Annotated in this window: 8 protein-coding genes and 3 pseudogenes; 9 read left to right on the top strand and 2 right to left on the bottom strand. The window is 38.6% G+C overall.

Annotated elements, in window-relative coordinates:
• The 4 genes and pseudogenes from M44_RS12355 to clpX form a co-directional block, all read left to right on the top strand.
• Nucleotides 1-839, top strand: an 839-nt coding sequence (locus tag M44_RS12355; protein WP_010174039.1) for a reverse transcriptase domain-containing protein, incomplete at its 5' end; no start/stop codon positions are given.
• A 184-nt stretch (nt 840-1023) separates the two neighbouring features.
• Nucleotides 1024-2007 carry a tetratricopeptide repeat protein gene (locus M44_RS12350; protein WP_010174037.1) on the top strand — a complete coding sequence of 328 codons (984 nt, stop codon included), beginning with the start codon at nt 1024-1026 and terminating at the stop codon, nt 2005-2007.
• 138 nt (nt 2008-2145) lie between these two features.
• Nucleotides 2146-3432: a trigger factor gene (gene tig / locus M44_RS12345; protein WP_010174035.1), complete on the top strand. Its 1287-nt coding sequence runs from the start codon at nt 2146-2148 to the stop codon at nt 3430-3432.
• Between the two features lie 300 nt (nt 3433-3732).
• Nucleotides 3733-5005 (top strand): annotated as a pseudogene (gene clpX, locus M44_RS22890) (ATP-dependent protease ATP-binding subunit ClpX).
• Here clpX and M44_RS29030 read toward each other — a convergent pair.
• Nucleotides 5002-5124 carry a hypothetical protein gene (locus M44_RS29030; protein ID WP_272941197.1) on the bottom strand — a complete coding sequence of 41 codons (123 nt, stop codon included), beginning with the start codon at nt 5122-5124 and terminating at the stop codon, nt 5002-5004. The pseudogene clpX and the gene M44_RS29030 overlap by 4 nt on opposite strands.
• Nucleotides 5125-5202: 78 nt before the next feature.
• Here M44_RS29030 and lonB point away from each other — a divergent pair.
• The 3 genes and pseudogenes from lonB (at nt 5203) to yihA (ending at nt 9945) form a co-directional block, all read left to right on the top strand.
• Nucleotides 5203-6856, top strand: a pseudogene (gene lonB / locus M44_RS22885) (ATP-dependent protease LonB).
• 180 nt (nt 6857-7036) lie between these two features.
• Nucleotides 7037-9377 (top strand): annotated as a pseudogene (gene lon / locus M44_RS22880) (endopeptidase La).
• On the top strand, nt 9364-9945 hold the full coding sequence (yihA, locus tag M44_RS12320; RefSeq protein ID WP_010174032.1) for a ribosome biogenesis GTP-binding protein YihA/YsxC: 582 nt from the start codon (nt 9364-9366) through the stop codon (nt 9943-9945). The pseudogene lon and the gene yihA overlap by 14 nt, the downstream one beginning before the upstream one ends.
• Before the next feature lie 26 nt (nt 9946-9971).
• Here yihA and M44_RS12315 read toward each other — a convergent pair whose 3' ends face one another.
• Nucleotides 9972-10457 (bottom strand): hypothetical protein, encoded by a 486-nt coding sequence (locus tag M44_RS12315; protein WP_010174031.1) that lies wholly within the window; start codon nt 10455-10457, stop codon nt 9972-9974.
• A gap of 197 nt (nt 10458-10654) precedes the next feature.
• On the opposite strand from M44_RS12315, the gene hemA reads away from it, so the two are divergent.
• Nucleotides 10655-12007 carry a glutamyl-tRNA reductase gene (gene hemA, locus M44_RS12310; RefSeq protein WP_010174029.1) on the top strand — a complete coding sequence of 451 codons (1353 nt, stop codon included), beginning with the start codon at nt 10655-10657 and terminating at the stop codon, nt 12005-12007.
• 13 nt (nt 12008-12020) lie between these two features.
• Entirely contained in the window at nt 12021-12854 is an 834-nt protein-coding gene (gene ccsA / locus M44_RS12305) for a cytochrome c biogenesis protein CcsA (protein WP_010174028.1), read from the top strand.
• The last annotated feature ends 1 nt before the right edge of the window (nt 12855 follow it).

Below are 12855 nucleotides of genomic sequence, written 5' to 3'. Positions count from 1 at the left end.
TCCACCATGATAAGCTTATGCGAATTATATCCAATACAATAGACGATGGAGATGTTATCTCACTAATAAGAAAATACTTAGTTAGTGGGGTTATGGCGAATGGTAGATATGAAGAAACACCAGTTGGGACTCCGCAAGGAGGTAATCTCAGCCCTCTCTTAAGTAACATTATGTTGAACGAACTAGATAAGGAACTTGAAAATAGAGGACTACGATTCGTGAGGTACGCTGATGACGCTCTTATCTTTGTGAAGAGTGAAAAAGCAGCTATTAGAGTGATGAAATCAATCGTGAGATTTATAGAAGATAAATTAGGCTTGTTAGTCAATGCAGAAAAGAGTAAAATCTCCCGCCCGGGAGATTTGAAGTTTTTGGGCTTTGGTTACTACTACGATTTTAAAAATGGTAGATATCAAGTGAAACCTCACATAACTTCTGTACAGAAATTTCAAAGGAAGCTTCGACAATTGACAAAGCGAAACTGGAGTATCCCTTTAGATTACCGAATAATGAAATTGAAACAAGTCATTTTCGGATGGGTGAATTACTTTAGAATATCAAGCATGAAAAAGGTAATGACTCGTATTGATGGGAAGTTACGCTCAAGAATTAGGGTAATCATATGGAAACAATGGAAGGTACCGAGAAAACAAATCAAATCGCTAATTCAATTAGGAATTCCTAAGGAAGAAGCGAAAGGATTAACCTTTTGTCGAAAAGGCTACCGATATATAGGATTATCGAAAGTAGTTCAAAGAGCACTTTCAAACGAAAGACTAAAGCAGAGGGGAATTCCCTCTGCTTTGGAACGTTACCTAAAAGTACACACTGTAATATAAATTGAAACGCCGTATACGAGAACCGTACGTACGGTGTTGTGAGAGGGGCGAAAATAATTATATTATTTTCCCTCTACTCGATTTGTTTAATTGCAAGATCAACTCCCCCCTTCCAAACTTTGTACTTCCCCCACATCCGTGCTACACTAACCCATAGAGAGAGCCAAAGGACGGGATGCCATACATGAAACGTCGTCATTTAGAGAAAAAAGGAAATGTCGTATATTTCCCAGGTATGAAGGATATGTTGTTGGAAAAAGGGTTTAAAGCCCTTGAAGCAAAAGATTATCCTAATGCCGTTTCCTATTTTCAAGAAGGATATAGCTTAGAGCCTACAAACAGTGCAGCGGCGATTGGGTTTGTTTATGCTTTATATGAGAATAAACAATATGAAGCATCCAAAGAAGTATGTGAAACCCTCTTGAAAGAAGGGATCGGAGACTACTTTGAAGTGATGCGTTCGTATTTGCTAGCACTATTACAGCTTCGCGATCATGAACAGATTGTCGAGMCATTAACGGCTCTTTTTGAAGAACGTGAAWTTCCAATTGAATTTGAAGATCAATTCCAGAAAATCTTACGTATCAGTAGTAAGGTGTTAACAAAGAAACAGCCTACTTCAACACATAGTGAACCAATACGACAACCTAAGAGTAGCTTTTTAGTTGGCAATATTACAGAGTTAACCTACAAGCTTGCTCAATTGGTGTATCAGAACATTTACCCGTATAAAGAAGAGCTCATCTATTACTTACAAACAGAAGGTGCTCACCCTTTTATCCAATCCATGGTGTTAAATGTTTTGCGGGAGCACGGAGTTGAGCAGATGGTTAAGGTTAAGAAGCTTGGTAATGAGGGAGAGTTCTCTCCATTAGAGTGTAAGGATGTGTTTGAGCTGTCGTGGGTACAAAATGTGTTGAAAGAGATAGAAGATGTTCTCTCTCATTCTGAACCTACTACCATGATGCATGTAGTAGAAGTGGTCAAACGCCATGCGTTTCTTTTGTACCCATTTGAAGCAGCGGGGGACACAAAGAAATTAGCAGAAAGTTATATCCTTTATGTGAAGGAACTGTTAGGCGCTGAAGTGAACAGAGAGGATCAAGAATTAGAAGGCTATCTAGACAATATAAGGAAATTAGAAAATATTTCTTCTCCTAATATGTAATGCTTTTCTTGAATCCAAGCCACTGTATGATATAATGTAATGGTTGTAGAGCACAATGGTCGAAATGACATTGTTACATAGGAAACGTATCATTGAAAAGATCAATCGACACGTACAATAGATGTTGGAGGTATTAGTATGTCAGTAAAATGGGAAAAACAAGAAGGTAACGAAGGCGTTCTTACAGTTGAAGTAAGCGCTGATAAAGTAAACGAAGGCTTAGATCAAGCATTCAAAAAAGTGGTTAAGCAAGTGAATGTACCTGGATTCCGTAAAGGTAAAATGCCACGTGGTATGTTTGAAAAGCGTTTCGGTGTAGAATCACTATATCAAGATGCATTAGATATCATTCTTCCAGATGCATATGCAAATGCAATTGAAGAAGCTGGTATTGACCCAGTAGATCGTCCTGAAATCGATGTAACTCAAATGGAAAAAGGAAAAGAGTTAATCTTCACAGCAACTGTAACAGTTAAGCCTGAAGTGAAACTTGGTGAGTACAAAGGTCTTGAAGTAGATGAGATTTCTACTGAAGTAACGGCTGAAGATGTAGACAATGAAATCAAAGCTATGCAAGAGCGTCAAGCTGAACTAGTTCTTAAAGAAGAAGGAACAGTTGAAGAAGGCGACACAATTGTAATGGATTTCGAAGGATTTGTTGACGGTGAAGCGTTTGAAGGCGGTCAAGCAGAGAACTACTCTCTTGAAATCGGTTCTGGTCAATTTATTCCTGGATTTGAAGATCAACTAGTTGGTCTTGCTGCTGGAGAAGAAAAAGACGTTGAGGTTTCTTTCCCAGAAGAATATCACGCTGAAGATTTAGCTGGTAAACCAGCTACATTCAAAGTGAAAATCCACGAAATTAAAACAAAACAACTTCCAGAATTAGACGATGAATTCGCGAAAGATGCGGATGAAGAGGTTGAGACACTTGCTGAGCTTAAAGAAAAGCTAGAAAAATCTTTAACTGAAAGCAAGAAAACAGAAGCAGACCAAACTATTCGTGAAGTGTTAATCCAAAAAGCATCAGATAATGCTGAAATGGATATCCCATCAGCTATGGTAGATACGGAACTAAACCGTATGATGCAAGAGTTTGATCAACGTCTTCAAATGCAAGGTATGAACCTTGAGCTATACTTCCAATTCTCTGGTCAAGATGAAGAAGCTCTTCGTAGCCAAATGAAAGAGGATGCAGAAGCTCGCGTTCGCACAAACTTAACACTTGAAGCAATCGCTATTGCAGAAAACTTAGAAGTATCTGATGAAGAAGCAGAAGCTGAAGTTAACACAATGGCTGAGCAATACAACATGACTGCAGACATGATCAAACAAGCACTTGGTGGCGTGGAAGGTCTTAAAGCAGATATGAAAGTTCGTAAAGCAATTGATTTTCTTGTGGAAAACAGCAAAACTGTTGCATAATATAGAGTAAGTTCCTTAACAAGGCGCGACCTAGTTCGTGCCTTGTTTTATACAACATACATATTTTAGGAATAGATTGTAGGGATTTAGGGTAAACCTTTGTAAACAAGGGTATTTTAACTAGTACACATAGTAGGGGGCATTTTCATTTCCTCCGTCGTAGCTTCTATGCTACAATGCAATACATAACTGATTCAAAAGTCACTTGATTTATGAAAGAACATATTATTTGAGTAGACGAAGAAAACGTAAACAAACAGAGTTTGGTTAATTCGCTAGTCAAAATAAGGGGTGAACGGTTTGTTCAAATTTAACGAGGAAAAAGGACAGTTAAAATGTTCTTTTTGCGGAAAAACTCAAGATCAGGTTCGAAAGCTAGTTGCCGGTCCCGGAGTGTATATATGCGATGAGTGTATCGAACTATGTACTGAAATAGTAGAAGAGGAATTAGGAACAGAAGAAGAAGTAGAGTTTAAAGATGTTCCAAAGCCAGTAGAAATTCGTGAAATCCTTGATGAATATGTTATCGGACAGGAACAAGCGAAAAAATCGTTAGCAGTTGCGGTGTATAACCATTACAAGCGTATCAATTCTAATAGCAAAATAGATGATGTAGAGCTATCAAAAAGTAACATCTGTTTAATTGGTCCTACTGGAAGTGGTAAAACCCTTTTAGCTCAAACATTAGCTAGAATTCTTAATGTTCCATTTGCTATTGCGGATGCTACATCTCTTACAGAAGCAGGATACGTGGGAGAAGATGTAGAAAACATTCTTCTAAAGCTTATTCAAGCGGCGGATTATGATGTGGAACGAGCGGAAAAAGGAATCATCTACATAGATGAGATTGATAAAGTCGCTCGTAAGTCAGAAAATCCTTCGATTACTCGTGATGTTTCTGGTGAAGGTGTACAACAAGCGTTATTGAAAATTTTAGAGGGTACTGTCGCAAGCGTTCCTCCTCAAGGTGGACGCAAACACCCTCATCAAGAATTCATTCAAATTGACACAGGGAATATTCTATTTATTTGTGGTGGAGCATTTGATGGAATTGAGCAAATCATCAAGCGTCGTCTTGGACAAAAGGTTATTGGTTTCGGTGGAGAGCTAAAAACCTGAAGATGCAGATGAAAAAATGCTGTTAACAAAAGTGATTCCAGAGGACTTACTGCGATTTGGATTAATTCCTGAATTTATCGGTCGTCTTCCGGTAACGGCTTCACTAACTCCTTTAGATGAGGAAGCATTAATTGAAATCTTAACAAAGCCTAAAAATGCTCTTGTGAAGCAGTACAAGAAAATGCTTGAGCTTGATGAAGTGGATTTAGATTTCGAAGACGATGCGTTAATTGAAATCGCGAAAAAAGCGATTGAACGAAAAACGGGTGCTCGTGGACTTCGTTCTATCATCGAAAGCATCATGCTAGATGTTATGTTTGACCTACCATCTCGTGATGACATCAAGAAATGTGTTATTACAAAAGATACAGTTCTTGAAGGGACAACACCAAAGTTACTTCTTGAAGATGGTACCATCCTAGATGATTCAACGGAGACGAAAACTTCCGCTTAATGATGAAGACTGCAAGCTAGCGGCTTGCGGTCTTTTCTTTTATCCATTTTTATTTGGATTAATAGTAGAAATGATAGCATCTCATATCCTTCACTCTCTACAATTACCAATTCCTTCAACTTCATCCCTCGTGTTTATTCTCTAAAGTGAACGGACAAACTACGTAGTAACATCTTAGAATGACGGAGGGAAGCCCCTTGAACTTTACTGGCATTGCTCTATTAATTCAATTATTTTTTGGGGTCATTATAGGCCTTTATTTCTGGAATTTGTTAAAAAACCAACGAACTCAAAAGGTTACAATTGACAAAGAATCAGGCAAAGAATTAGAACAATTAAAAGAAAATGCGCTCCATTAAATTATCGGTTCCATTGTCTGAAATGATACGGCCATCTAAATTACAGGATGTGGTCGGTCAAGAGGATGGAATTAAATCGTTACGAGCTGCTTTGTGCGGACCTAATCCACAACATGTAATCATTTATGGTCCTCCAGGTGTTGGGAAAACAGCAGCAGCCAGGCTCGTTTTAGAAGAAGCGAAAAAGCAGTCTACAACGCCTTTCTCAAAGGATGCCGTGTTTGTAGAATTAGATGCAACGACTGCTAGGTTTGATGAAAGAGGGATTGCAGATCCGCTCATTGGCTCCGTACATGACCCTATCTATCAAGGGGCAGGTGCGATGGGACAAGCTGGTATTCCTCAACCTAAGCAAGGAGCTGTAACAAATGCTCATGGTGGAATCTTATTTATTGATGAAATTGGGGAGTTGCATCCGATTCAACTAAATAAGTTATTGAAAGTACTAGAAGATCGAAAAGTGTATCTAGAAAGTGCGTATTATAATGAAGAAAATCAACAAATTCCACTTCATATCCATGATATATTCAAAAATGGGTTACCCGCGGATTTTCGCTTAATTGGAGCCACAACAAGAACCCCGAGTGAGCTACCACCGGCTATTCGCTCACGTTGTATGGAAGTATTCTTTAGAGAATTAACGAAGGATGAAATAATAGAAGTAGGAGCAAGAGGAGCCGAAAAGCTACGAATGAAGATAGAGGAAGAAGCGCTAGAATCACTTTCTACTTATAGCCGTAACGGACGTGAAGCGGTCAATATGGTGCAAATCGCAGCTGGAATAGCCATTACATCAGATCAAAAGTGTATTACGAATCAAGATATGGAGTGGGTCATTCAATCCAGCCAGCTTTCTCCTCGAATCCATACAAAAGTGAAAGAGGAACCTACTGTAGGTGTAGTAAATGGATTAGCTGTTAGTGGTCCAAGCAGTGGTACACTGTTAGAAATTGAAGTAAACGTCCTTCCAACCAAGGATGGAGGATCGATTAACATAACCGGTATCGTAGAAGAAGAAAGCCTAGGAGACAAAAGTAAATCAGTAAGAAGAAAAAGCTTAGCTAAGGGATCCATTGAAAACGTAATAACCTATTTAAAAACAATCGGAGTTCCAGCGGATCAATTTGATATACATGTTAATTTCCCAGGTGGTGTACCTGTTGACGGTCCTTCTGCAGGAATTGCCATGGCTGTGGGCATCTATTCTTCTATCTATCGTATTCCGGTCAAGCATGATGTCGCCATAACGGGTGAGATAAGTATTCATGGACACGTGAAGCCAGTTGGTGGTGTATATAGTAAAGTAAAAGCCGCAAAAGAAGCAGGAGTGAAAACGGTATTCATTCCTGTAGATAATCACCAGTCCCTACTCTCTACAATCGGAGACATCAATATTGTCCCATTAAGTACTGTTAAAGAAGCCTTAGATTTAGCGTTAGATAAGGAAGCGATCCCTTCTTTGGATAAAAATAGTAATCGAGAAACGAGTTGATGGAAAGGGTGTCTTAAGCTATAAAGTAGCTTAGGATACCCTTGAATCATGAAAACAAGAGCATTTGGGCGTTCATGAAGCATTTCATTAGGGTAAAAGTACATGAATGGACACCTTTTATTTTATCAGTTAGAATTGTACAAAGATTACTAGGCAAAATGCCTTATGGAGGTGCAAATGATGGCCAACGAAATTAAATACAACGTTCCCCTCCTACCGTTAAGAGGATTGCTCGTATTTCCAACAATGGTTCTTCATTTAGATGTAGGTAGAGACCGATCAGTGGAAGCATTAGAAAAAGCAATGATGAATGATCAGTTGATTTTCTTAACGATGCAGAAGGATATTAATATAAATGAACCATCACAAGATGATTTATATAGCATGGGAACATTAACGAAGGTTAAACAAATGTTAAAGTTACCAAATGGTACGATACGTGTATTAGTAGAAGGTATTGAACGTGCTTCAATCAATAAGATGAAGGACGAAGAAACGTATACTAGTGTAGAAGTTGTTCCTTACAGTAAGATTGAAATGGCTGAACCAGATGCAGAAGCTCAAGCATTAGCGAGAACATTACTGGATTACTTTGAACAGTACATAAAACTATCGAAAAAGGTGTCGGCAGAAACGTTATCGACTGTTTCAGATATTGATCAACCCGGTCGATTAGCAGATATTATTACCTCGCATTTGCCATTAAAGCTTAAAGATAAACAGCAAATATTAGAGGTTTTAGATATACATGAACGACTTCAATCGGTCATTGAACTGATTCAAAATGAAAAAGAAGTCCTACGTTTAGAAAAGAAGATTGGTCAGCGTGTAAAAAAATCGATGGAGCGTACGCAAAAGGAGTATTATCTTCGAGAGCAACTGAAAGCAATTCAAAAAGAGCTTGGCGATAAAGATGGTAAAACCGGAGAAGTTGATGAGCTTACAGAGAAAATTGCTGCAGCAGGGATGCCTGAAAATGTTGAACGGACTGCTTTAAAAGAACTTAGTCGTTATGAAAAGGTTCCGTCGAGCTCTGCTGAGAGTGCCGTTATTCGAAATTATATCGATTGGTTACTTGCGTTACCATGGTCAGAGAGTACAAAAGATGATTTAAACATTCATAAAGCAGAAAAGATTCTAGAACGAGACCATTATGGTTTAGAAAAAGTAAAAGAACGAGTTCTAGAATACTTAGCTGTCCAACAATTGACCAATTCACTAAAAGGCCCTATCTTGTGTCTTGCTGGACCTCCAGGAGTAGGGAAAACGAGCTTAGCGCGTTCCATTGCTGAGTCTCTTGGAAGAAAGTTTGTTCGTGTCTCATTAGGAGGCGTACGTGATGAATCTGAAATTAGAGGTCACCGTCGTACCTATGTTGGAGCCATGCCGGGACGTATTATTCAAGGGATGAAAAAGGCTGAAACCGTGAATCCAGTATTTCTTTTAGATGAAATTGATAAAATGACAAGCGATTTCAGAGGAGACCCTTCTGCAGCCTTATTAGAAGTTCTTGACCCTGAACAAAATCATAACTTTAGTGATCACTACATTGAAGAAACCTATGATTTATCCAATGTCATGTTTGTTGCTACAGCAAACAACCTGGCGACGATTCCAGGTCCGCTGCGTGATCGTATGGAAATTATTTCGATTGCAGGATACACAGAGCTTGAAAAGGTTCATATTGCAAAGGATCACCTTCTACGCAAACAGTTAGAGGCTCATGGTCTAACAAAAAAGTCAGCTTCAAATCCGCGATGATGCATTTAAAGCGATTGTTCGCTATTATACACGAGAGGCGGGCGTTCGTAGCTTAGAACGACAAATTGCTGCTGTGTGCCGTAAAACCGCAAGAATTATCGTATCAGAGGATAAGAAGCGAGTGATTGTGTCTGAGAAAAATATTGAAGATTTCCTTGGGAAAAAACTCTTCCGATACGGTCAAGCGGAGCTAGAAGACCAAGTGGGAGTAGCAACAGGACTTGCCTATACGACAGTCGGAGGAGATACTCTTCAAATTGAAGTTAGTTTATCTCCTGGTAAAGGAAAATTAGTGCTTACAGGAAAGCTTGGAGATGTGATGAAAGAGTCAGCTCAAACGGCTTTTAGTTATGTTCGTTCAAAAGCGGTAGAATTAGGCATTGAAGAAAACTTCTATGAGAAGTATGATATTCATATACACGTACCAGAGGGAGCAGTACCAAAAGATGGGCCATCAGCAGGCATTACCATCACGACTGCTCTAGTGTCAGCCCTTTCTGGTAAAGCGATTCGTAGAGAAGTAGGTATGACGGGAGAAGTTACGTTACGTGGACGTGTTCTACCGATTGGTGGCGTAAAGGAAAAAACGCTAAGTGCACACCGTGCCGGACTTCGTACAATTATTTTACCGAAAGATAACGAAAAAGATATTGACGATATACCAAAAAGTGTCCGAGAAGAGCTGTCCTTCCATCTGGTGTCACATGTGGACGAAGTGTTGGATATCGCTTTAGTAGGAGAGAGTAATGAAAGTAAATAATGCAGAGATTGTCATAAGTGCCGTTAGACCAGAACAGTATCCTGATGACAATTTACCAGAGTTCGCCCTTGCCGGACGTTCAAACGTAGGGAAGTCTTCGTTTATTAATAAGATGCTTGGAAGAAAAAGCTTAGCTCGAATTTCTTCTAAGCCTGGGAAAACCCAAACCCTTAACTTTTATATCATTGAAGAGCAGTTATACTTTGTAGATGTTCCAGGTTATGGGTATGCGAAAGTGTCAAAAACAGAACGAGCTGCTTGGGGTAAGATGATTGAAACGTATTTTACATCAAGAGACAAACTAGAAGCGGCTGTTTTAATCGTAGACCTTCGTCACCCACCAACTAAAGATGATATCATGATGTATGATTTCATCAAGCATTACGAGATCCCAGTCATAATTATTGCTACAAAAGCAGATAAGATTCCAAAAGGGAAATGGGATAAACATAAAAAAGTCGTAAAAGACACTCTTCAATTAGAAAAAGGGGATGAAATCATTGTTTTTTCATCCGAAACAGGGTTAGGAAAAGACAAGGCTTGGGAAGCTATCAAGCGTTATATGTAGAAGAAGCAGCCAAATGGGCTGCTTCTTTATTTTTTTCTAAAGAACAATAAGTACACACCAATTCCAATTAAAATAACAGGCCAAATACTCCAATTAATTGAAAACTCACTCTGAACTAAACCTAGCCATGATAATACTTGTTGATAGAATACTAAAATAATAGCTAATGCTAAAAAGAGTAGTCCATAAACGAGCCCTTGTTTCGTTCGTTGGTGATGTAATAGGAAAGCGATACTTGTGATTAATAGAAATACACCAAGATCATTCGGCCATTCATCAACGAATCTAGATAAGTGGAAATGGAGAGCTAATCCAACTAATATGGTACCAGGTAGTATGTATTCAGTAGAGCGACCTTTGTATGCTTGTAGTAAAAAGGCGATCCCAATAATTCCAATAAGGGTAGGCCATGAGAGCATCCCATCGAACCATTCTATGCCCTGCTCTAAAAGGAAGAAATATCCCCCAAATCCAACTAACATGCTACCGGCGACGATATGCTGTTTTTTCATTGATTTTCACCTGCTTTTGGAAATTCATTCACTTGAAATTGTAACAGGATTTTGTTACGATTTGTTAAGTGTCTTGTACGAATAATATTTTTTCATAGGAAAGAACAGGATTCAATACTTGTTCACATTTTATTTAAATAATACTTTTTGTGTATGTTATACTAGATAGGATGAGTACTTGGGGGGTGAATGTCTACATGCATACAATAGTGGTCGGTCTTAACTACAAAACGGCTCCCGTCGAAATTCGTGAACGATTATCTTTCAACGAATCGACATTGTCTGATGCTATGCAAGAATTGAATGCGAGAAAAAGTATTTTGGAGAATGTAATTGTTTCAACGTGTAACCGAACAGAGGTATATGCAGTAGTGGATCAACTCCATACTGGTCGCTTTTATATTAAACAATTTCTATCTGATTGGTTTAACATTGATAAAGAAGAGTTTTCACCTTTTCTTTTTATATATGAACAAGAGGGTGCTGTTGAGCATCTATTCAAAGTAACATGTGGACTAAATTCAATGGTTCTAGGAGAAACGCAAATACTAGGACAAATTCGTAATAGCTTCTTGCTAGCTCAAGAAATGAGAACTACGGGAACGGTTTTTAATCAGCTTTTCAAACAAAGTGTAACCCTTGCTAAAAAAGCACATTCTGAAACGGAGATTGGCTCAAATGCGGTGAGTGTTAGCTACGCAGCTGTTGAGCTGGGTAAAAAGATCTTTGGTAATCTCTCGAATAAGCATATTTTAATCCTTGGGGCAGGTAAAATGGGCGAACTTGCCATTGATAACCTTCAAGGAAGTGGTGCCAGTAAAGTCACAGTGATCAATCGAACGTTTGAGAAAGCGAAAGCGCTTGCTGAGAAGTACGAAGGACAAGCTAAAACTCTTCAGGAATTACAATGTGCCTTAGTAGAAGCAGACATTGTGATCAGTTCTACAGGTGCGAAGGATTTTGTTGTAACAAAAGAGATGATTGAGACGGTTCGTCGTCTTCGTCGAAGTAAGCCGCTGTTCTTAGTCGATATTGCTGTACCTCGTGATTTAGATCCGCGTATGGCAGAGCTTGATAATGTGTTTCTTTATGATATTGATGATCTTGAAGGAATTGTGCAAGCGAACCTAGCTGAAAGAGAAAAAGCCGCGATAAAGATCGAGCTTATGATTGAGGCAGAAATTGTTCAGTTTAATGAGTGGATACGTATGTTAGGGGTTGTTCCGGTGATTACAGCTCTTCGTGATAAGGCTCTTATTATACAAGGGGAAACGATGAAGAGCATTGAACGTAAAATGCCAAACTTAACCGATCGTGAGCTTAAAATATTGAATAAGCATACAAAGAGCATCGTCAATCAATTATTAAAAGACCCGATAAAAAATGTTAAAGAATTAGCAGGAACTCCTCATAGTGAAGAGCAGCTTGAGCTCTTTAAGCGCATTTTTAACCTAGAGGAGGTTCTTCAAGAGGAGCAAGTAGAACCAGAATATGTGCAAGAAAAGAAGTCATCATCATTGGTGTCATTACAGACTTCTTTCTCTTCGTAAGTGAGGGAGAGTAATGGAAAATATACTACTCAGTGGTCGCTTACATGAAGCCATGATCGTTTTGTACTCTATTAGCATTCTTTTATATTTCATAGATTTCGTACAAAAGAACCAGAAGGTTAACCGAGCAGCCTTCTGGATTCTTTCTATTGTTTGGGTTTTACAGACATTATTTCTAATCGCTTATATGATTGAGACGAAGCGTTTTCCTGTATTGACCATATTTGAAGGTCTGTACTTTTATGCGTGGGTGCTCATTTCGTTATCTATGGCTATAAACCGCCTATTGCAAGTAGATTTCACGGTGTTCTTTACGAATATATTAGGGTTTATCATCATGGTTATACATACCTTCGCACAGGATCCCATTGGTTCAAAAGCCATAGCAGGACAACTAATGAGCGAATTGTTATTTATTCATGTGACGATGGCTATTCTATCTTATGGGGCATTTTCACTTTCGTTTGTTTTTTCCCTATTATATTTACTTCAATATAGACTATTGAAAGAAAAGAAATGGGGGCAGCGTTTGTGGAGATTAGGGGACCTTCATCAGCTTGAAACTATTTCATTTCGACTGATTGCCATAGGTGTTCCTATGCTTCTACTAAGTTTAATTCTAGGTTTACAATGGGCGTGGGTGAAGTTACCAAATGTCATTTGGTATGACCCTAAGATTCTTGGCTCATTTTTATTGCTTGTTATCTATAGTACAGTTCTTTATTTACGGGCAAGAAGTCATGTATTTGGTCGAACGTTAGCACGGATAAATGTAGGTGCTTTTTTAATCATATTGATAAATTTCTTACTAGTAAGTCGGGTGTCTACCTTTCACTTCTGGTATTAAG

The sequence above is a fragment of the Bacillus coahuilensis m4-4 genome (assembly GCF_000171615.1).
Taxonomy (GTDB): Bacteria; Bacillota; Bacilli; order Bacillales; family Bacillaceae_K; genus Bacillus_T; species Bacillus_T coahuilensis.
The sequence above is the reverse complement of the archived record's forward strand: the minus strand, read 5'-3'. Positions and strand labels throughout refer to the sequence as shown.

Excerpts from the sequence above, each read along its gene's own strand:
- tig (WP_010174035.1), top strand. The coding sequence starts at position 2,146 with ATGTCAGTAAAATGGGAAAAACAAGAAGGTAACGAAGGCGTTCTTACA.
- yihA (WP_010174032.1), top strand. The coding sequence starts at position 9,364 with ATGAAAGTAAATAATGCAGAGATTGTCATAAGTGCCGTTAGACCAGAA.
- M44_RS12315 (WP_010174031.1), bottom strand. The coding sequence starts at position 10,457 with ATGAAAAAACAGCATATCGTCGCCGGTAGCATGTTAGTTGGATTTGGG.
- hemA (WP_010174029.1), top strand. The coding sequence starts at position 10,655 with ATGCATACAATAGTGGTCGGTCTTAACTACAAAACGGCTCCCGTCGAA.
- ccsA (WP_010174028.1), top strand. The coding sequence starts at position 12,021 with ATGGAAAATATACTACTCAGTGGTCGCTTACATGAAGCCATGATCGTT.